This is a genomic window from Aeromonas sp. (genome assembly GCF_050633025.1).
Taxonomy (GTDB): domain Bacteria; phylum Pseudomonadota; class Gammaproteobacteria; order Enterobacterales; family Aeromonadaceae; genus Aeromonas.
The window spans coordinates 59,339-78,880 of the sequence record NZ_JBODRQ010000001.1; the positions used below are offsets into that span (position 1 = coordinate 59,339).

Consider the following 19,542-nt stretch of genomic DNA (forward strand, 5'->3'; position numbering starts at 1 on the left):
CGCTTGCTTGTGGAGCGTGGCCCGCCAGCAGTCCGGCTATTTGGGGTAACTGATCTCGTTGATATACCAGCAGACGTCACCCACTGGCGTACGGACGATGGCCTCATCTCCGACCTCTTTCTTGAGCAGGGCACGAGCCATGGGGGAGTCGATGGAGATGTAATCCTTGCGCTCGAAGATCTCGTCATAGCCGACGATGCGAAAGCGCTTGGTCTCGCCCTCTTCGTTTTCCACCTCGACCCAGGCGCCGAAGAAGACCTTGCCCTCCTGCGCAGGGGCGTAATCGACAATGCCTAACTCTTCGAGGCATTTGCGCAGGTAGCGTACTCGCCGATCGATCTCCCGCAGTCGCTTCTTGTTGTACTGGTAGTCGGCATTTTCGCTGCGATCTCCCAGGCTGGCAGCCCACGCCACCTTCCTGGTGACCTCGGGGCGCTCCTGACGCCAGAGGAGATCGAGCTCTTCTTTCAGCTTGGTGTAGCCTTCGCGGGTGATCAGCTTTGTCTTCATGGTGATCCGGGTCTGGTCAAAGAGATGTTCGTCGCTAACGACTCGGGAATATTAGCCTTTGTCCTCTTGCTGTCGAGGAAAATTGTGATGCTTCGACTGGCACCATTGAGGGTGACTGGCCTGTATGGTGACAGGAAGGGCGGCAAGTTTCCTGATGGGAAATACCCGGTAACATATTTGTGCTTTGCTCCCGCAATATCCCCCCCTAGTATTGGGGGCAGCTAAAGAATGAAGAGGCACAACAATGAGTCAGCAGCAAAACAAGGTCCTGGTGGTGGACGATGACCTGAAATTACGTTCCCTGTTGGAACGCTATCTCACCGAGCAGGGATTCGTGGTGCGCGGCGTGGCCAATGGCGAGCAGGCAGATCGCTTGCTGACCCGTGAAAACTTCAGCCTGATGGTGCTCGACCTGATGTTGCCGGGGGAGGATGGGCTCTCCATCTGCCGTCGTCTGCGGGAAGCGGGCAACCAGATCCCGGTGCTGATGCTCACCGCCAAGGGGGATGATGTCGATCGCATCGTCGGGCTCGAGATGGGGGCCGATGATTATTTGCCCAAGCCGTTCAACCCCCGCGAGCTGCTGGCGCGGATCCGTGCTGTGCTGCGCCGCCATACCGTCGAATTGCCCGGGGCCCCCTCTGCTGCAGGGAAGGTGGTCAGCTTCGGCGCCTTCCAGCTCAATCTGGCGACCCGCGAGCTGAGCCGGGATGGTGAGCCGATGGCGCTCACCAGCGGTGAATTTGCGGTGCTCAAAGTGCTGGTCAGCCATCCGCGAGAGCCGCTCTCCCGCGACAAGCTGATGAATCTGGCCCGCGGTCGTGAATATACCGCCACCGAGCGCAGCATAGATGTTCAGGTTTCCCGCTTGCGTCGCTTGTTGGAGCTGGACCCGGCCCAGCCTCGCTATCTGCAGACCGTGTGGGGTCTTGGATATGTGTTCGTGCCAGATGGTGATGATGCATGAAAAAGGTCGGCAGCATGTTCTCGCGCATGCTCTGGTTTCTGGCCGCCGTCCTGGTGGTCTATCAAGTGGTCTCCTACGTCACCTTCTACAACTACCTGCTGGCGCCAACTGTCCAACAGATCAGTCGCTTGTTGGCCAATCAGGTCAAGTTGATCTTTCCGCTCAATACCGAACAGCTGGTGTTGAGCGAAGATGCAGAGGCGCTGGTCTATGTGGCGACAGGAACCGACATCTATACCCAGAGCGAGGCGGTCAAGTATGGTATCAACGATGCCAAGCCGTACCCCTATCTGGAGAAGAGCATCAGTCGTGAGTTGGGGGGGCCGACCAAGGTGCGGGTCGAGATCCAGAATCACTACATCATCTGGATCCAGCCGCCGCAGGCCAACAAAATCTGGGTACGGATCCCGCTGACCGAGATTGAAGATGACGATATCGAACCTCTCATCATCTACCTGAGCTTGCTGCTGGTGATCACCCTGTTCGCAGCCTGGCGCTTTGCCCGTCAGCTGGTGCGCCCGCTCGAGGATCTCGAGGCTGGGGCAGTCGCGGTGGCCAGAGGCCATTTCCCCGAGGCACTGGGGGAGCTGGGCTCACGGGAAGTGCGACGGCTGACTCGCACCTTCAACCATATGTCGTACTCCATCAAGAGTCTGATCGAAGAGCGTAACCTGATGATGGCGGGGGTTTCCCACGATCTGCGTACTCCGCTGACCCGCATCCGGCTGGCCACCGAGATGATGTCCTCTGGTGACGAGTACCTCAAGGAGAGCATCAACGCCGACATCGATGAGTCCAATGCCATCATCGATCAGTTTATCGATTACATCCGCCCGGATGAGGGGCAGGATCTGGAGCCGATCGATCTGACCCAGCTGGTGCACGATACCTTGCTGATCTACTCGGAGCAGGGGCTGGAGGTTGATCTGGCGCTGCCGCAAGAGGCGGTGCGGGTGGCCTGCAATCCGGTCAGTATCCGGCGGGTGTTGAACAACCTCTCAAGCAACTCGCTGCGTTATGGGGCGAGCCGCTTGCATGCCGAGTTGAAGGACGATGGGCACTGGGTGCGCCTGCGCCTCTCCGATGATGGCCCCGGCATCCCGGAGCAGGACTACTCCCGGGTGCTCAAGCCGTTTACTCAGGGTAATGTGGCGCGGACCGTCGGCGGCAGTGGCTTGGGGTTGGCCATCGTAGCCAAGATAGTCGCCCAGCATCATGGCACTATCCGGTTGGGAAGCTCGGATCTTGGCGGCCTGCTGGTCGAGATGCGGCTGCCGAAACATCAGCCACAGGAGTGGATGGATTGAGATAAGGCGTATCGGTGGATACGCCCTTCAGATTGCTGACAAAGCCAAAATCGTCATCGTAACGTATTGATTTTGTTTGATGAATAAGCCCTGTTTTTCTGAAGTTAGGGGGGGCCAATAGTCTTGGAACCTACTTGATCCCCTCTCTATTGGCTCACACCGTTCAGTAGAGGTGCTGGCTGATGCCGTTCAGCAGCCGCGACAGCCCCTTGGTGAACTGCACCGGCGCATCCTGCACCGTGTAGCAGAGGCAACCGTCCGGCGTATGCGGGCTGTGGGAGTGGCTGGCATCGCGCCAGATAAAATCCCCGGCCTGATAGAGGGTGTCGCCATCCTGAATATTGCCAGCCAGCAGCAAGGTCAGCTCATAGCCCTGATGGGTGTGCTCGGGGATGCGGCCGCCCGCTTCGATATGGAGCAGGCTGGCGCGCGCCCCCATCTCGTCCAGCGGCAGACTCTGCTGACGAATAGCCCCGATATGGCGCCACTTGGGTGAACGGTAGCGGGCCAACACCCGCGGCAAACGGTAGGCGTGACCGGCCACCTCCAGCTCGCGGGGCTGGGCTCGGGGCTGGTCATATGTTGGCTCGGAGAGGGGCTCTGCCAGCGGCTGCGCCAGAATATCCGCCAGCATGGCGTCGAATCCGGCATCCAGCGCCACTTCATCGCGGGAGTCCACCTCGGGCTCTGCTGGCGAGGCAAGATATTGCTGCGCCAGCTCCTCTTCGAATGTCTTCAGTCGGGCAGCGCAATCGGGGCAGAGTTCACAGTGGGCGGAGAGCCCCACCGCCAGCGGCAGAGGGAGCTCGTCGGCGGCGAAGGCACGCAGCATAGGGTCGGTCGGATGGGCTTTAATCATGGCCTTGCTCCACTTGCTCTTTCAGTTTCTGTAACGCCAGCCGGAGGCGGGACTTGATGGTACCGAGCGGCACGCCGAGTCGCTCCGCCAGCTCCTGCTGGGAGAACTCCTGCAGATAGATGCCACGCACCACCTGCTGTTGCGGCTCCGGCAGGGTGCCCAGATAGTGGGCCATCTGACGGGTCAGCACCGCATCCTCACCGCCGCTCAGGTGCTCCTCTTCGGCCTGAAACTCCAGCACCGGCCACAGCTCCTCGGCACAGAGATCCTCCTTGCTGGCGCGACGACGGCGCAGCATGTCGAAGCACTGGTTGCGCATCACGGTGTAGATCCAGGTGGTCGGCGCCCCCTTCTCGGGGTGGTAGAGGCGTGCCTTCTGCCACACCAGCAGCATGGTCTCCTGCACCAGCTCCATGGCGTTGGCTTCGCTGCCGAGGTGGCGCAAGCCGTAGCTGCGAATGCGCGGTGCAAAGTGTTGGAACAGGCGGGCAAAAGCAACCTTGTCGGCCTGCTCTGCCACCCTGATCAGCAGAGATTTGAGGTCGCCATCCGGGTTATCCATCACGGGCGAGGTCCTGCGTATGGTCGAGTGTGGTTGGCCAGTATATGCCATTGCGCCATCCCTTTGGTGTGCTGTCGAACATGCTGTGGTGATGACTTGTACGGCGCTGCGGCGCTGGCGGATCAGCAGGTCAGGAAAAAATCAGTGGCTGGCCACCAGTACCCCCTTGAGCAGGGCGATGGCGGGCTGATTGTCGGCGGCGGCCAGCAGCAGCTGCTTATGCTCGGGGGGGATCGGCAGCACCTCCAGCCAGCGCTGGGCCACCCAGTTGCCATCGTCCCAGCGGGGTGCGGGATAGAGGGCGGCGTAGTCGGGATAGTCGGCAAACACCTCCCGCAATGCCTCGACCAGTGGTTGCTGATCGGGATGGAGCCGGCGGGGCGGCCAGGCCGTCAGCGGCGTCACCTCGCCGATACGCAGGCCATCCTGCTCCTGCCACAGATCCTCTATCTGCACACGCTCCATCCCCTGCACCGTGATCCCCAGCATGCCGTCCGGCAGCCGGTCGAAATCGATGATGGTGACCCGGGTGGCGATGGGCAGCATGTTGCGCAGGGCGTCGGGCTGGCGAGGGGCCACCATGCAGAGGGCAAAGCCGGACTCCCCCGCCTCGGCAATCATCCGCTGGTATCTCGGTTCGAAGATCCGCAGCGGCATGACGCCGCCGGGCAGCAGGTGGGCAGATAGGGGAAACAGCGCCAGTCGCATCGCAAACTCCTCGGTTGGGAACCTCTGTTGATACGCCGGGCCAGAGGGAGGAGATCATTCCCGTCAGCGGAAAGGAAAAACCCTTAACAATCAGGGGAAAATAGCCTGGACAAGCCGCTTCGATATGCAGTAGAAATGGATAAGCACCATAATTTCCGCCCAATATTCTGGAATATGGCGCCAAACGCAGTGAAATATCCGCCCGACAGCGAGCGGCGGGTCATCCCTATAGTTTTCTCGGGCCGATGCGGGTAAAATTCACGCCCTTATATATCAGTCATTTTTCGACGCGCAACCTTGGTGGTCAGTTATGAAAGAGCATATTCATCATCTACTTGAACAAACGGTAGCCAATCTCAAGTCAGCAGGCGTCCTGCCGGCGGACCTGGAAGCCCGCGTGCAAGTAGACCGATGCAAGGAAAAAGCTCACGGCGACCTGGCTACCAACCTGGCCATGCTGCTGGCCAAACCGGCCCGCAAGAATCCCCGTGAGCTGGCGGCTGCCATCATCGAGCACCTGCCTGCCTCCGACCTGATCGCCAAGGTCGAGATCGCCGGTCCCGGCTTTATCAACTTCTTCTTCGACCAGCGCTGGCTGGCCGGTCAGGTCGAGGCCATGGTGACCTCTGCCAGCGCCAACGTACGGTTGCCCGCGCCACAAACCGTGGTGGTGGACTACTCCGCCCCCAACGTGGCCAAAGAGATGGCAGTGCACCACATTCGCTCCACCGTACTTGGTGACGTGGCTGCGCGCGCGCTGGAATTCCTCGGCCACAAAGTGATCCGTGCCAACCACATCGGCGACTGGGGTACCCAGTTCGGCATGCTGATCGCCTATCTGGAGAAGATGTCCAACGAGCACGCCAGCGACATGGCGCTCAAGGATCTGGAAGCCTTCTATACCCAGGCCAAGCGTTGCTACGACGAAGACGAAGCCTTTGCCGAGCGCGCCCGTAACTACGTGGTCAAGCTGCAGGGCGGCGACGAGTACTGCCGTACCATGTGGAAGAAGCTGGTCGACATGACCATGGAACAGAACCAGATCAACTATGACCGCCTGAATGTCTCCCTGACCAACAAGGACATCATGGGCGAGTCCATGTACAACGACATGCTGCCGGAGATCGTGGCCGACCTGAAAGCCAAGGGGCTGGCGGTCGAGAGCGAAGGCGCCACCGTTGTCTTTCTGGATGAGTTCAAGAACAAGGATGGCGAGGCCATGGGCGTCATCATCCAGAAGAGCGATGGCGGTTTCCTCTACACCACCACCGACATCGCCTGTGCCAAATACCGTTATGAGACGCTGGGTGCCGACCGTGTCATGTACTTCATCGACTCCCGCCAGCATCAGCACCTGATGCAGGCCTGGACCATCACCCGCAAGGCGGGCTATGTGCCGGAATCCGTCCCCCTCGAGCACCACGCCTTCGGCATGATGCTGGGCAAGGATGGTCGTCCCTACAAGACCCGTTCCGGTGGCACCGTCAAGCTGGTTGACCTGCTAAACGAGGCCGAAGAGCGCGCCGCCGCCCTGCTGGAGAGCCGCAACAGCGACCTCTCTGCCGAAGAGAAGGCCAACGTGGTCAACGCCATCGCCATGGGCGCGGTGAAGTATGCGGATCTCTCCAAGAACCGCACGACCGACTACATCTTCGACTGGGATCTGATGCTCTCCTTTGAAGGCAACACTGCCCCTTACCTGCAGTACGCCTACACCCGTATCCAGTCCATCTTCCGCAAGGCCAACATCGCTGCCGAGACGCTGACCGGCAAGGTGACCCTGAGCGAAGAGGCCGAAGAGGTGCTGGCCCAGAAGCTGATCCAGTTCTCCGACGCGGTCAACGGCGTAGCCGACAAGGGCATGCCGCACCTGCTCTGTACCTACCTGTACGAGTTGTCCGGCAACTTCATGACCTTCTATGAAGCCTGCCCGATCAACAAGGATGGCGTGGACGAAGCAACCCGTCAGAGCCGCCTGCTGCTGTGCGCCGCCACCGCCAAGGTACTGAAACTGGGCCTCGGCGTACTGGGCATCCATACCCTGGAGCGCATGTAATAGATGGCAACCCGGGATTATGTCGGCAGCCGCCCGCAGCGTCGGACGGGTGGCCGCAATACCAGGAAAGCGGCCCCTCGCCGCTTTCCTGTTATTCCAGTGCTGCTGGTCGTGGCACTGCTGGCAGGCTTTGGTGGCTTCCTTTACATGATCAATGGCAAGGGCAGCGAGGAACCCAGCATTGAGGAGCAGGTAAAGGCCAACAAGCCAAAAGCGCAGAATAACGGGCTGCCTCAGGAGAAGTGGAGCTACATCGAACGGCTTGAGAACAAGCAGGTCGATATCATAGAGCCGCCGACCCAGCCGGGTGTGCTGCCGCCACCACCGGCAGATACCATGACCCTGCAACCGGAAAAACTGCCACAGCCGGTGCCGACCGACATTCCCCAACCGGGAACGCCCATCGGCCAGCCCAAGCCCTATCAGCCCAATCCGGCGACCACCCCTTCCACCTCGGGTGCACCGGTTGCCAGCGCGCAAGAGCAGGTGATCGACCGCAAGGCCGAACGGGAACGGATGGAGCGGGAGATCCGTGCCGAGCTGGAACGGGAGCGCGCCGAAGCGGCCAAGGCCAAAGCGGCCACCCCGCCAGCCCAGACCGCAGCCGCCGACAGCGGTCGCTATATGATGCAGTGCGCCGCCCTGCGCTCGCAGGATTCCGCAGAGTCGCTCAAGGCGCGTATCGCCTTCACCGCCGGCCTCTCTTCCAGCCTGCAGGTGATCAATGGCGCCAACGGCACCGTCTACAAGGTGATGGTCGGCCCCTTCAACGGCAAGGCGGCCGCCGATGCGGCCAACAGCAAGCTGCAGAGCTCCGGCATCAGCGGCTGCATTTCCAAGAAAGGGTAATCAGCTCACCGATGACGCAGGGCCGGGTGGCAACACCCGGCCCTGTTCTTTTGGTGTCACTCGCACCCACGCTCCTTACTACCCCGTTTATCCCGACCAAAGGCAGGGTTGAAAAGCCCGTTTGCCATCCCCATCTTTCTTGCCATGCACAGTCAGGCCGTCATTCGGCTCAAGCGAGGTAAGTAAAGTGACTACCATAGTTTCAGTTCGCCGCAACGGTCAGGTCGTCATCGGTGGCGATGGCCAGGTCTCTCTTGGCAACACCGTCATGAAGGGCAACGCCCGCAAGGTTCATCGTCTCTATAACGGCAAGGTGCTGGCCGGTTTCGCTGGCGGTACCGCCGACGCCTTCACCCTGCTCGAGCGTTTCGAAGCAAAACTGCAGGCCCATCAGGGTAATCTGGAGCGCGCCGCCGTGGCGCTGGCCAAAGATTGGCGCACCGATCGCGCCCTGCGCCGCCTCGAAGCGCTGCTGGCCGTGGCCGACGAACACAAATCCTTCATCATCACCGGCAACGGTGACGTGGTACAGCCGGAGCACGATCTCATCGCCATCGGCAGCGGCGGCAACTTCGCCCAGTCCGCCGCCATCGCACTGCTGGAAAACACCGAGCTGGATGCCAGGACCATTGTCGAGAAGTCCCTCAAGATTGCGGGCGACATCTGCGTCTTCACCAATGGCAACCACACCATCGAAGTGCTGGACTACGCAGCCAAATAAGGCTGCCAAATAAGGCGCCAGCCAAACCCAATTTCCCAAGGGGTGGGCACTGCCCGCCCCGGATACAGGAACACCATCATGTCCGAGATGACCCCGAGAGAAATCGTCCACGAGCTGGATCGTCACATCATTGGTCAGGCCGATGCCAAGCGCGCCGTTGCCGTTGCCCTGCGCAACCGCTGGCGCCGGATGCAACTCAACGAAGAGATGCGCCATGAAGTGACCCCGAAAAACATCCTGATGATCGGCCCGACCGGTGTCGGCAAGACCGAGATCGCCCGTCGTCTGGCCAAGCTGGCCAACGCCCCCTTCATCAAGGTGGAAGCGACCAAGTTCACCGAAGTGGGCTATGTCGGCAAGGAAGTGGACAGCATCATCCGCGATCTGACCGATGCCGCCATCAAGCTGGTGCGCGAAACCGAGATGGAGAAGATGAAATACCGTGCCGAGGAAGCCGCCGAGGAGCGCATCCTCGACGCCCTGCTGCCCAACCCGCGCAACACCTGGGGTGAGGAAGAGAAAGCCGACAACTCCAACACCCGCCAGATCTTCCGCAAGAAACTGCGGGAAGGTCAGCTGGATGACAAGGAGATCGAGCTGGAGCTCTCCGCCTCCCCTATGGGCGTCGAAATCATGACCCCACCGGGCATGGAAGAGATGGCCAACCAGCTGCAGGGGCTGTTCCAGAACCTGGGCCAGAACCAGAAGAAGAAGCGCAAGATCAAGGTCAAAGAGGCTATGAAGGCGCTGATCGAAGAGGAAGCGGCCCGTCTGGTCAACCCGGAAGAGCTGAAGCAGAAAGCCATTGCTGCGGTCGAGAACAACGGCATCGTCTTCCTCGACGAGATCGACAAGATCTGCAAGCGCGGCGAGAGCTCGGGCCCCGATGTCTCCCGTGAAGGGGTACAACGCGACCTGCTGCCGCTGGTTGAAGGTTGCACCGTCAACACCAAGCACGGCATGGTCAAGACCGACCACATCCTGTTTGTCGCCTCCGGCGCTTTCCAGATCGCCAAGCCGTCAGATCTGATCCCAGAGCTGCAGGGCCGTCTGCCGATCCGCGTCGAGCTGACCGCCCTGACCACAGATGACTTCGAGCGCATCCTGACCGAACCGAACGCCTCCCTGACCGATCAGTACAAGGCGCTGATGGCCACCGAAGGGGTCAACATCGAGTTCACCAAGGATGGCATCCGCCGTCTGGCCGAAGCGGCCTGGCAGGTCAACGAGCGTACCGAGAACATCGGTGCCCGTCGTCTGCACACCGTGATGGAGCGCCTGATGGAAGATATCTCCTACGATGCCTCCGAGAAGTCCGGCGAGACCTTTGTCATCGACACCGACTACGTCAACGCCCACCTCGGCAAGCTGATTGAAGACGAAGATCTGAGCCGCTTTATTCTGTAAGCGCAGTTCTGTTTGTAAAAAAAACGCCTCCAGAAATGGGGGCGTTTTACATTTTAAGACCCAGCCCCTTCTCTCTATGTCCCACTCGCACCCAGCAGCAAAACACTCAACTGGTATACCTAATTTTGTATATCTTTGAATTTTATGGAATTACCCCTGACGAGATATATAAACAGACACTTGATTTGCATCAATTGCCCGCCCCGACTGACTGGGTAGCCTAGCCCCAGAATGATGTTTTATTACTCCAAACTAGAGGCAATCATGAGCAAAGTCAGACTGGTCGTTGTGGGCAACGGCATGGTGGGGCACCGCTTCATCGAAGAGTTGATCGAGCGGGCCGACCCGGGCCGCTACGAGATCACCGTCTTCGGTGCAGAACCCCGTCCCGCCTACGATCGCGTCCACCTCTCCTCCTACTTCTCCCATCACACCAGCGAAGATCTCTCCCTCGTCAAACCCGGCTTCTACGACAAGCACGGCATCCGCCTGCTGCTCGGCGAAGCGGTGAAAAAAATCGACAGGGCCAACCGCGAAGTGCACTCCAACAAGGGCACTGTGGTCGGGTACGACAAGCTGGTGCTGGCCACCGGCTCCTACCCCTGGGTGCCCTCCATTGCGGGCAGTCAGCACCACGAGTGCTTCGTCTATCGCACCATCGAGGATCTGAAAGCCATCCGCAGCGCCGCCAGGAGTGGCAAGAGCGGGGTGGTGATCGGGGGCGGCCTGCTTGGCCTCGAAGCGGCCGGTGCCCTCAAGGCGCTGGGTCTCGAGACCCACGTGGTTGAATTTGCCCCTGTGCTGATGGCCGAGCAGCTCGACGGTCAAGGCGGCCAGCTGCTGCGCCGCAAGATCGAATCCATGGGCGTACAGGTACACACCAGCAAGAGCACCAGCGAGATCCTGATGCATGGCGGTGAACAGGCGAAGCACCGCCTCGCCTTCGCCGACGGCAGCCAACTGGAAGTGGACGTGGTGGTCTTCTCCACCGGCATTCGCCCGCAAGATACCCTGGGCCGTTACGGTGATCTCGCTATCGCCGAGCGCGGCGGCATCGTCATCGACGATCACTGCCTCACCTCCGACCCCGACATCTACGCCATCGGCGAGTGCGCCGCCTGGCAGGGCCGCTTCTTCGGCCTGGTGGCACCGGGCTACAAGATGGCCCAGATCACCGTCGACCACCTGCTCGGCGGCGACAGCCGCTTCGAAGGGGCGGACATGAGCGCCAAGCTGAAGCTGCTCGGCGTCTCCGTCGGCTCCATCGGCGATGCCCACGGCCGCACCCCGGGCAGCCACAGCTATGTGTTTCAGGACGATCAGGCCGGCGTCTACAAGAAGATCGTGGTGAGCGAAGACAACAGCCGATTGCTCGGCGCCGTGTTGGTGGGTGACGTGGAAGATTACGGCAACCTGCTGCAGATGATGCTCAATGCCCTGCCGCTGCCGAGCCACCCGGATACCCTGATCCTGCCCGCCTACGCCGGTGCCAAGCCGACGCTGGGGGTGGATGCCCTGCCGGAGAGCGCCCAGATCTGCTCCTGCTTCGACGTCTCCAAGGGCGACATCGCCCAGGCCGTCGCCGAGGGTCACACCACGCTGGCCGCCATCAAGCAGCACACCAAGGCCGGTACCGGCTGCGGCGGCTGCGTGCCGCTCATCAGTCAGGTGCTCAACGCCGAACTGGTGAAGCAGGGCATCGAGGTCAACAACCACCTCTGCGCCCACTTCCCCCACTCCCGTCAGGAGCTGTTCCATCTGGTCAAGGTTGAGGGGATCAAGAGCTTCGACGAGCTGCTGGCCAAACACGGTCAGGGCTATGGCTGCGAAGTGTGCAAACCGACCGTCGGCTCCATCCTCGCCTCCTGTTGGAACGAGCATGTGCTGAGCCCGCGCAACATCCCGCTGCAGGACACCAACGACATCTTCCTCGGCAACATGCAGAAGGACGGCAGCTACTCCGTCATCCCGCGCATGGCCGGTGGCGAAGTGACTCCGGAAGGGCTGCTGGCGGTGGCCGAAGTGGCCCGCGACTACAAGCTCTACACCAAGATCACCGGCGCCCAGCGCATCGGTCTGTTCGGGGCCCAGAAGGATGACCTGCCCGCCATCTGGCGCAAGCTGCTGGCGGCCGGTTTCGAGACCGGTCAGGCCTACGCCAAGGCGCTGCGCATGGCCAAAACCTGCGTCGGCAGCACCTGGTGCCGCTTCGGCGTGCAGGACAGCGTTGGCCTCGGGGTCTTCCTCGAGAACCGCTACAAGGGGATTCGCACCCCGCACAAGATGAAGTTCGGCGTCTCCGGCTGTACCCGCGAATGTGCGGAAGCGCAGGGCAAGGATGTCGGCATCATCGCCACCGACGCGGGCTGGAACCTCTATGTGGGCGGCAACGGCGGCATGAAACCGCGCCACGCCGACCTGCTGGCTTCTGACCTCGACCGCGAGACCCTGATCAAGCTGATCGACCGCTTTATGATGTTCTACGTCACCAGCGCCGACAAACTGCAGCGCACCTCGGTCTGGCTCGGCAATCTGGAAGGGGGCGTCGACTACCTGCGCGAGGTGATCGTCGACGACAAGCTGGGGCTGGCCGACACGCTGGAGCACGATATTCAGACTCTCATCGACAGCTACGAGTGCGAATGGTCGCGCACCCTCAATGAAGAGGAGGCGCTCAAGCGCTTCAGCCACTTCATCAACAGCGACAAGCGCGATCCGGACGTTCAGTTCGTTGCCGAGCGCGACCAGCACCGACCGGCGACCCCAGCCGAGCGCATCCCCGTCTACCAGATTGAGGTGGAGACCAAATGATGAAATTCGCCTGCCAACTCAACGACATCCTGCCGGGCACCGGTGTCTGTGCACTCATTGAGGGTCGCCAGATCGCTCTGTTCCGCCCGAGCGCGGCGGCCGAGGTGTTCGCCATCGACAACCGGGATCCCTTCTTCGCCGCCAACGTGCTGTCGCGGGGCCTGATCTGCGAACACGACGGCGAGCTCTGGGTGGCCAGCCCGCTCAAGAAGCAGCGCTTTCGCCTGAGCGACGGCCACTGTTTCGACAACCCGGCCATGTCGGTTCAAAGCTATCCCGTAGAAGTGCGCGACCAGCAGGTCTGGGTCGCCATCTAAAACCAAATTCACTCTCTTTAGGGCTGCCTGAGGGCAGCCCTTTCAAGGACTCACAAGATGTACACGGAAACCATTAACAAGTGCGCCGCCAACGCGGCCCGCATCAACCGCTTCGAGCGCAGCGACAAGCTCGGCTTCTGGCTCAGCTCCGCCATGGCGGGGGCCTATGTGGGCCTCGGCATCATCCTCATCTTCACCCTCGGCAATCTGGTGGATCCCGCCATCCGGCCGCTGGTGATGGGGGCCACCTTCGGCATCGCCCTGACGCTGGTGATCATCGCTGGCTCCGAGCTGTTTACCGGCCACACCATGTTCCTCACCTTCGGGGTGAAGACGGGCAAGATCACCATGGCCGACCTGCTGCGCATCCTGCCGCAGACCTGGGCCGGCAACCTGATTGGCTCCGTCGTGGTGGCGCTGATCTACTCCTACGGCGGCAGCCTGCTGCCGGATGCGGGCAGTCTGGCCCACAAGGTGGCGCTGGCCAAGACCCAGGCACCGGCGCTGACCCTGTTTATGAAAGGGATCCTCTGCAACTGGCTGGTCTGCCTCGCCATCTGGATGGCGCTGCGCACCGAAGGGGCCGCCCGCTTCATCGCCATCTGGTGGTGCCTGCTGGCCTTTATCGCCTCCGGCTACGAGCACTCCATCGCCAACATGACCCTGTTCGCCCTCTCCTGGTTTGGCGCCCACTCCGAGGCCTACACCCTGGGCGGCATCGGCCACAACCTGCTGTGGGTGACCCTGGGCAACACCGTCTCCGGCGTCCTCTTTATGGGCCTCGGCTACTGGTATGCCACCCCCAAGGCTGAGCGCCCGGTTGCAGTGAGCGAGACCACCAGCACCGCCAACCAGACCCGAACCGCCTGATCCGGAGGCCTCATGGACTACTTGCCCATCTTTTGCCGACTCGACAACAAACCCGTGCTGCTGGTCGGTGGCGGCGAGGTAGCGGAGCGCAAGGCGCGCCTGCTGCTGGATGCCGGTGCCCAGCTCACCGTAGTGGCGCCCGAGCTCGACCCCGAGCTGGCGGAACTGGCTGCCAACGGGAGCATCGAGTGGCTGGCCGGTGAATTTGTGCCGGAACAACTGGCGGGCAAGTGGCTGGTGGTGGCCGCCACCGATCGGCGCGAGGTGAATGCGCTGGTTTACCAGAGCGCCAATCAGGCGCGGATCTTCGCCAACGTGGTGGACGACCCGAAACGCTCCAGCTTCATCATGCCGTCGATCATCGACCGCTCGCCGCTGATGGTGGCCATCTCCTCCGGCGGCAAGGCACCGGTGCTGGCCCGGCTGCTGCGGGAAAAACTCGAAGCCCTGCTGCCGCAACATCTGGGGGCCGTGGCGACCTTTGCCGGTAGCCTGCGGGAGCGGGTCAAGGCCCGCTTCGCCAGCATGGGGGAGCGGCGCCGCTTCTGGGAGCGGCTGCTCGGGGCGGATCGGCTCGGTCAGGCGCTGGCGCGGGGCGATTGCGCCTCTGCTAACCAGCTGGCCGACAGCCTGTTTGCCGATGAAAGCCAGACCGGAGGCGAGGTGGTGCTGGTGGGAGCCGGCCCCGGCGATCCGGGCCTGCTCACCCTGCACGCCCTGCGCCAGATGCAGCAGGCGGACGTGGTGGTCTATGACCGGCTGGTCTCCGATGAGGTGATGGCGCTGGTGCGCCGGGATGCCAAGCGCATCTTCGTCGGCAAGCAGGCGGGCAACCACTGCGTGCCGCAGGAGGGGATCAACCAGCTCTTGCTGGAGGAGGCGAAGAAGGGGCAACGGGTGGTGCGTCTCAAGGGGGGCGATCCCTTTATCTTCGGCCGTGGCGGCGAGGAGCTGGAGACGCTGGTCGGCAGCGGCATCGGCTTTCAGGTGGTGCCGGGGATCACCGCGGCCAGCGGCTGCGCCGCCTACGCCGGCATTCCGCTGACCCACCGCGATCACGCCCAGAGCGTGCGCTTCGTCACCGCCCACGGCAAGGGGGGCGCACGGGATCTCGACTGGCCACTGCTGGCCAAAGATCGGCAGACGCTGGTGTTCTATATGGGGCTCTCATCCTGCGTCACCATTCGCGAGCAGTTGCTGGCCCACGGCAAGGCAAGCAACACCCCGGTGGCGCTGATCGAGCGCGGCACCCAGCCCTGCCAGCGGGTCATTCGCGGCACCCTCGATGAGCTGCCTGCGCTGGCGGTGGGGGTCGAGAGTCCGGCGCTGATCATGGTGGGATCTGTGGTGACCCTGGCCGACCGGCTCGCCTGGTTTGGCAGCGCTCCCACCCCCTTGAGAGCAATTTCCTGATAGAAGTAGCGTCTCCCTCTGGAGGCGCTATTTTAATTCCTCCCCTTCCCCCGTAAATCGTGCCCAATAGTGCCACAAATTGGCAGCGAAACTGACAGTCTTGCCTCCCGTTCATCGCTATCATCACCACCATTCCAGACTCTAAGTGCGACACAAGGCCATAACAATGAAGATTGCCTCCGCCCTCTCCCAGCTTACGCCAACATTCACCCCTTCCTCTCTCGCGACTAGCAAGGCGGCAACCCCTTCCCACGAGGGTCCACTCACCAAGCGAGACCTGCAAGGAGCCACTCCCCGGCCGGGTCTGCTGGCGCGCATCTCCAGCGCCATCCAACGCAATATACCGGGGCGTTTTCTGCTAGATCGGCAGATCACCTGCGAGAGCAAGCCCCATCAGACCAGCCTGTTGCGCTCTATGGGCATCGACGGCATCAAGCGTGAGCTCATGCGCTACCAGGTGGCTGTCGCGCCCCAGATGGGCAGAAACGGGGTAGCCAAAGACATCCGCACGACCAAGGCGTTCCTCGCAGGCTACCAGCAGGGGTTGGCGAGCAAGGTAGTGGACGGTTTCAAACCTGACATGAGCATGAAAAAGCTGGTTGATCTGTTTGTACAACCCACGCTGACCCCCCAGCAGAAGGGCGCGCTCTCCTGGGAGATCGAAAACCGGGCGCTCAAGAGCACCATCAAGCCCAAAGTCGAACAACTCAATCGTCTGTTCCGTGATGTGGCCTCTCATGGGGGAACCGATCCGAAGGCGAAGGAGCTCCTGGCCCCCCAGTTGCTGCTGTTGAACCTGGCTGATGACGGCTTTGGTGGTCGTTGCGATCCGCTCTCCAAGCTGGTGCTAGTCGCCAAACAACTGGAGAGCGATGGGCAGCCCGATGTGGCACGGCGCATGATGGAGAAGCTCTACTCCGCGGCCGCCGTCATCAACAATCCCGATTGCTACTCGGCAACCGAGCTGAACAATGCCAAAAAGCTGGTGGGCAGCTTGGCCGAGATCCATAACAACACCCCGGCCAACTACAACTATGACAGTCTGCGCAGCGTCAAGTACGACATCGTCAAGGAGAAGTGGGAAGGCAAGAGCGCCATTTCGCTGGACGCCGTACTTGGCAAGCTGACCGCCAAAGGGAGCGATGCCCCCGTGCTGCTGGAGCTGGATGCGCCAGGCCACGCCATGGCGGCCTGGTCCAAGCCGGGTGAGTCAGGCAGAGTCTACGGCTTTTACGATCCCAATGCCGGTATTGTCGAGTTCTCTTCCCCTGACAAGTTCAGCAGTTACATGAACCGTTTCTTTGGCAAAAACGGGGGGCTCGACATGGCAAATAGCTACCACCTCAAGCCGGGAACGGATGGCAAGCCGCAGTTCTTCCGGGTAAGCGAGATGAATGGCAACGAGCTTGCCCGCTTCAAGCCATCGAAGGATCTTGCCAACAAAGCCACTCTGCAGGAGATCCTGCAGTTGCCGATTTTTGATGATAGCCCGATGAAAGGCCAGCCTGGCAAACGGGTGTAGCGGCTCTGGACAGGCAAACATTACGCAATACACAACTTTCGCAAGGAAGCTGACTCATGAGTCTAAATACCTACCATGCACTGGTCAGGGGCCTGTTGAGCCGCTTGGGGATTACCACTCAACCCAGTGACGAGGGGGTTTACGCCCTGATTGTTGACGGGCGCCTCCAGGTGATGATCTGCTGTTATCAAGAGCAATGGCTGCAGTTGTTCTGCGAGCTGGGCCCGCACATAGCCCCCAGCGACAACCTGTTTGGCGCCCAGTGGCCCGCCCATGTACAGGGTACGCTGGATGGGTTGGCGATCCTCTGGTCCCAATCTCCTCTTGCAGTGTTGGATCAAGCGAGTCTTGAAGCCTGGCTAGAACGATTTATCGATGATGCCGAGTCCCGGCTTGCCTCCCCAGATGGCCAGGACTCGTTACGAGCAAGCCCCCACCTGCTGAGAATTTAAACGATCAAAGCGCGGGGTCCCCCCTCGTCATCTGATCCCGGCTGAGCAATCGATTCACCGGGATCGAGTGATGGTTATGGCAGGCAAAAAGAAAGTAAGCAAGAAGGTGGATTGGAGGAAACTGCACTCTCGGCATGGGCAAAAATTGAGCCATTAGCGAGAAGTCTATAAATTAAATTTATACCTAGTCATTCCCTCAAAAACCGTCCTCCCCCTGCCATTGTGCCTGCGCCAAGCCCTCGCCAGACCTCTGCCGGATAAATCTCCGCGTCACTGCAAGCCGTCATAACCTGTTGTTTTAAGTCTGGTATCCTATGGCTATTCGGCCCCGTGGTCACCGGTTCAGGAACATTTTCATGTCTCTTCCTATCAAGAACAGCGCCAGGCAGCGCGCGGATGAAAGATCCCGCATTCTCACCCTGCTGCTGGGCGATGATGCCCTCACCGACAGCCTGCTCGATCCGCAGGTGGTGCAGGATGCCGAGCAGCGCGATCAGACCAGCGAGATCATTTCACTGGTCAATGGGTTGCCCGCCGCAGATATCGCCGATGCGTTGGAGTCGCTGCCGCCCGATGAGCGTCATGCGCTGTGGCAACTGGTGCAAGAGGAGAAACGGGGCCAGGTGCTGGTCGAGGCGTCAGAAACGGTTTGGGAGAGTCTGATCAGCGGCATGAGCGATCGTGACCTGCTGCACGCCCTGCGCACCCTGGATATCGACGACCAGATCTATCTGGGCCAGTACCTGCCACGCAACCTGATGGGGCGGCTCCTCACCTATATGGCCCCCGCCGAGCGGGATCGGGTGCGGGAGGTGATCCGCTACGGCAAGCATACCGTCGGCGCCATGATGGACTTCGAGATCATCACCATCCGTCCCGAGGTGACGCTCGCCACTGTGCAGCGCTATCTGCGCCTGCGCGGCAAGATCCCCGTCAACACCGACAAGCTGTTTGTCATCGATCGCCGCAACCACCTGCTGGGGGAGCTGGCTCTCACCACAGTGCTGCTGCACAAGCCCGCCACCTTGGTGAGCAACGTGATGGAGCGGGATCCGGTCACCTTCGATCCGGAGGATAACGACGAAGCGGCGGCCCGTACCTTCGAGCGGGATGACCTGCTCTCCGCCGCCGTGGTAGATGGTAAGGGCAAGCTGATGGGCCGCCTCACCGTCGAAGAGGTGGTGGATCTGGTCTATGAGGAGAGCGACACCGACCTGCGCCGGATGGGGGGTATCAGCGAGGATGAAGACGTGTTCGCCCCGGTCTCCAAGGCGGTCAAGACCCGCTGGGCCTGGCTTGCCATCAACCTCTGCACCGCCTTTGTCGCCTCGCGGGTGATCGGCCTGTTCGAGCACACCATCTCCCAACTGGTGGCACTGGCGGCGCTGATGCCCATCGTCGCCGGGATCGGCGGCAACACCGGTAACCAGACCATCACCATGATAGTGCGGGCGCTGGCGCTGCAGCACATTCAGGCGGGCAACCTCTCCTTCCTGCTGCTGCGGGAACTTGGCGTCGCCTTTATCAACGGGCTGGTGTGGGGCGGCACCATGGGCATTGCCACCTATCTGCTCTATCAGGATGCGGCGCTCGGCGCCGTGATGACCCTGGCCATGATGCTCAACCTGCTGGTGGCGGCGTTGATGGGGGTGATTATCCCCATGACCATGACCCGCCTCGGCCGCGACCCGGCGGTGGGAGCCAGCGTGATGATCACCGCCATCACCGACACCGGCGGCTTCTTTATCTTCCTCGGGCTGGCGACCCTGTTCCTGCTGTAAACCGTGCGTTGAAAACAACAAGGGAGCCACTGGCTCCCTTCAGACGGCTGACAACCTCCTGGACGCCGATCACGGGGGTTGATCTAATTGCTGCATGGTCAATAAATGGACTGCCTCATGCTCGGAGAACCCGCACCCCAGCACTGTGAGATCGAGCAGGTTACCCTCGAGGCGCTCGTCCCCCAAGACTGTTTTTATTGGGACTCCCATCTTTCCAACCCGCTTTGTGGCCCGATAACGCCATTCCATCATCAAGCCAACGCGCTACTCAGGTGACAGTCGTCCGGGTCTGCATCGAGAAAACGGATTACCCCATACCTATCGAGTTGTGTGCGTCAAGCCCCGGCCGGTGAACGGTTACATTCTAATGACCTCCCTATTGTGTTATCGGAGCCATACCGAGTACGAGCACATGAGACTATCGTGTTTA

The 19,542-nt window shown here is 61.1% G+C and carries 17 protein-coding genes; 13 read left to right on the top strand and 4 right to left on the bottom strand.

All coding sequences use genetic code 11. The features are described from left to right. Window positions 1-36: 36 nt before the first annotated feature. A complete protein-coding gene (gene greB, locus ACRAUW_RS00275; RefSeq protein ID WP_431360686.1) occupies window positions 37-510 on the bottom strand; it encodes a transcription elongation factor GreB in 474 nt (157 codons plus the stop codon). Between the two features lie 244 nt (window positions 511-754). Between greB and ompR the strand changes: the two genes are divergently transcribed. Both ompR and envZ read left to right on the top strand, forming a co-directional pair. Beyond that, entirely contained in the window at window positions 755-1,477 is a 723-nt protein-coding gene (ompR, locus tag ACRAUW_RS00280) for an osmolarity response regulator transcription factor OmpR (protein ID WP_431360687.1), read from the top strand. Continuing rightward, a complete protein-coding gene (gene envZ, locus ACRAUW_RS00285; protein WP_431360688.1) occupies window positions 1,474-2,784 on the top strand; it encodes a two-component system sensor histidine kinase EnvZ in 1,311 nt (436 codons plus the stop codon). Before ompR ends, envZ begins: the two co-directional genes overlap by 4 nt. A 163-nt stretch (window positions 2,785-2,947) precedes the next feature. Here envZ and ACRAUW_RS00290 read toward each other — a convergent pair whose 3' ends face one another. The 3 genes from ACRAUW_RS00290 to ACRAUW_RS00300 form a co-directional block, all read right to left on the bottom strand. Then, complete coding sequence (locus ACRAUW_RS00290) at window positions 2,948-3,643, bottom strand: ChrR family anti-sigma-E factor (protein WP_431360689.1); 696 nt, start codon at window positions 3,641-3,643, stop codon at window positions 2,948-2,950. Beyond that, window positions 3,636-4,205 carry a sigma-70 family RNA polymerase sigma factor gene (locus ACRAUW_RS00295; RefSeq protein WP_431360701.1) on the bottom strand — a complete coding sequence of 190 codons (570 nt, stop codon included), beginning with the start codon at window positions 4,203-4,205 and terminating at the stop codon, window positions 3,636-3,638. The genes ACRAUW_RS00290 and ACRAUW_RS00295 overlap by 8 nt, the downstream gene beginning before the upstream one ends. 141 nt (window positions 4,206-4,346) lie before the next feature. Further along, complete coding sequence (locus ACRAUW_RS00300; RefSeq protein WP_431360690.1) at window positions 4,347-4,913, bottom strand: LON peptidase substrate-binding domain-containing protein; 567 nt, start codon at window positions 4,911-4,913, stop codon at window positions 4,347-4,349. 310 nt (window positions 4,914-5,223) lie between these two features. Between ACRAUW_RS00300 and argS the strand changes: the two genes are divergently transcribed. The 11 genes from argS to mgtE all read left to right on the top strand — a co-directional run bounded on the left by argS (window position 5,224) and on the right by mgtE (window position 19,112). After that, a complete protein-coding gene (gene argS, locus ACRAUW_RS00305; protein WP_431360691.1) occupies window positions 5,224-6,969 on the top strand; it encodes an arginine--tRNA ligase in 1,746 nt (581 codons plus the stop codon). A 3-nt stretch (window positions 6,970-6,972) separates the two neighbouring features. Continuing rightward, complete coding sequence (locus tag ACRAUW_RS00310; RefSeq protein ID WP_431360692.1) at window positions 6,973-7,818, top strand: SPOR domain-containing protein; 846 nt, start codon at window positions 6,973-6,975, stop codon at window positions 7,816-7,818. 187 nt (window positions 7,819-8,005) lie between these two features. Continuing rightward, complete coding sequence (hslV, locus tag ACRAUW_RS00315; RefSeq protein WP_005342555.1) at window positions 8,006-8,539, top strand: ATP-dependent protease subunit HslV; 534 nt, start codon at window positions 8,006-8,008, stop codon at window positions 8,537-8,539. A 78-nt stretch (window positions 8,540-8,617) separates the two neighbouring features. Continuing rightward, the gene (gene hslU, locus ACRAUW_RS00320; protein WP_033136355.1) at window positions 8,618-9,946 is read left to right on the top strand and encodes an HslU--HslV peptidase ATPase subunit; all 1,329 of its coding nucleotides are present in this window, start codon (window positions 8,618-8,620) and stop codon (window positions 9,944-9,946) included. Window positions 9,947-10,210: 264 nt separating this feature from the next. After that, entirely contained in the window at window positions 10,211-12,757 is a 2,547-nt protein-coding gene (gene nirB, locus ACRAUW_RS00325) for a nitrite reductase large subunit NirB (RefSeq protein WP_431360693.1), read from the top strand. Beyond that, window positions 12,757-13,074 (top strand): nitrite reductase small subunit NirD, encoded by a 318-nt coding sequence (gene nirD / locus ACRAUW_RS00330; RefSeq protein ID WP_431360702.1) that lies wholly within the window; start codon window positions 12,757-12,759, stop codon window positions 13,072-13,074. Before nirB ends, nirD begins: the two co-directional genes overlap by 1 nt. Before the next feature lie 57 nt (window positions 13,075-13,131). Continuing rightward, entirely contained in the window at window positions 13,132-13,944 is an 813-nt protein-coding gene (gene nirC / locus ACRAUW_RS00335) for a nitrite transporter NirC (RefSeq protein ID WP_005340778.1), read from the top strand. A gap of 12 nt (window positions 13,945-13,956) precedes the next feature. Continuing rightward, window positions 13,957-15,357 carry a siroheme synthase CysG gene (gene cysG, locus ACRAUW_RS00340; protein ID WP_431360694.1) on the top strand — a complete coding sequence of 467 codons (1,401 nt, stop codon included), beginning with the start codon at window positions 13,957-13,959 and terminating at the stop codon, window positions 15,355-15,357. Between the two features lie 166 nt (window positions 15,358-15,523). Further along, window positions 15,524-16,879, top strand: a complete 1,356-nt coding sequence (locus tag ACRAUW_RS00345; protein WP_431360695.1) for a YopT-type cysteine protease domain-containing protein — start codon at window positions 15,524-15,526, stop codon at window positions 16,877-16,879. Between the two features lie 56 nt (window positions 16,880-16,935). Beyond that, entirely contained in the window at window positions 16,936-17,331 is a 396-nt protein-coding gene (locus ACRAUW_RS00350) for a CesT family type III secretion system chaperone (RefSeq protein ID WP_431360696.1), read from the top strand. A 356-nt stretch (window positions 17,332-17,687) separates the two neighbouring features. Further along, window positions 17,688-19,112 (top strand): magnesium transporter, encoded by a 1,425-nt coding sequence (mgtE, locus tag ACRAUW_RS00355; RefSeq protein ID WP_431360697.1) that lies wholly within the window; start codon window positions 17,688-17,690, stop codon window positions 19,110-19,112. The last annotated feature ends 430 nt before the right edge of the window (window positions 19,113-19,542 follow it).

Bases quoted from the DNA above. Each gene is read 5' to 3' on its own strand.
- greB (WP_431360686.1), bottom strand. From the start codon at position 510: ATGAAGACAAAGCTGATCACCCGCGAAGGCTACACCAAGCTGAAAGAA.
- ompR (WP_431360687.1), top strand. From the start codon at position 755: ATGAGTCAGCAGCAAAACAAGGTCCTGGTGGTGGACGATGACCTGAAA.
- envZ (WP_431360688.1), top strand. From the start codon at position 1,474: ATGAAAAAGGTCGGCAGCATGTTCTCGCGCATGCTCTGGTTTCTGGCC.
- ACRAUW_RS00290 (WP_431360689.1), bottom strand. From the start codon at position 3,643: ATGATTAAAGCCCATCCGACCGACCCTATGCTGCGTGCCTTCGCCGCC.
- ACRAUW_RS00295 (WP_431360701.1), bottom strand. From the start codon at position 4,205: ATGGATAACCCGGATGGCGACCTCAAATCTCTGCTGATCAGGGTGGCA.
- ACRAUW_RS00300 (WP_431360690.1), bottom strand. From the start codon at position 4,913: ATGCGACTGGCGCTGTTTCCCCTATCTGCCCACCTGCTGCCCGGCGGC.
- argS (WP_431360691.1), top strand. From the start codon at position 5,224: ATGAAAGAGCATATTCATCATCTACTTGAACAAACGGTAGCCAATCTC.
- ACRAUW_RS00310 (WP_431360692.1), top strand. From the start codon at position 6,973: ATGGCAACCCGGGATTATGTCGGCAGCCGCCCGCAGCGTCGGACGGGT.
- hslU (WP_033136355.1), top strand. From the start codon at position 8,618: ATGTCCGAGATGACCCCGAGAGAAATCGTCCACGAGCTGGATCGTCAC.
- nirB (WP_431360693.1), top strand. From the start codon at position 10,211: ATGAGCAAAGTCAGACTGGTCGTTGTGGGCAACGGCATGGTGGGGCAC.
- nirD (WP_431360702.1), top strand. From the start codon at position 12,757: ATGAAATTCGCCTGCCAACTCAACGACATCCTGCCGGGCACCGGTGTC.
- nirC (WP_005340778.1), top strand. From the start codon at position 13,132: ATGTACACGGAAACCATTAACAAGTGCGCCGCCAACGCGGCCCGCATC.
- cysG (WP_431360694.1), top strand. From the start codon at position 13,957: ATGGACTACTTGCCCATCTTTTGCCGACTCGACAACAAACCCGTGCTG.
- ACRAUW_RS00345 (WP_431360695.1), top strand. From the start codon at position 15,524: ATGAAGATTGCCTCCGCCCTCTCCCAGCTTACGCCAACATTCACCCCT.
- ACRAUW_RS00350 (WP_431360696.1), top strand. From the start codon at position 16,936: ATGAGTCTAAATACCTACCATGCACTGGTCAGGGGCCTGTTGAGCCGC.
- mgtE (WP_431360697.1), top strand. From the start codon at position 17,688: ATGTCTCTTCCTATCAAGAACAGCGCCAGGCAGCGCGCGGATGAAAGA.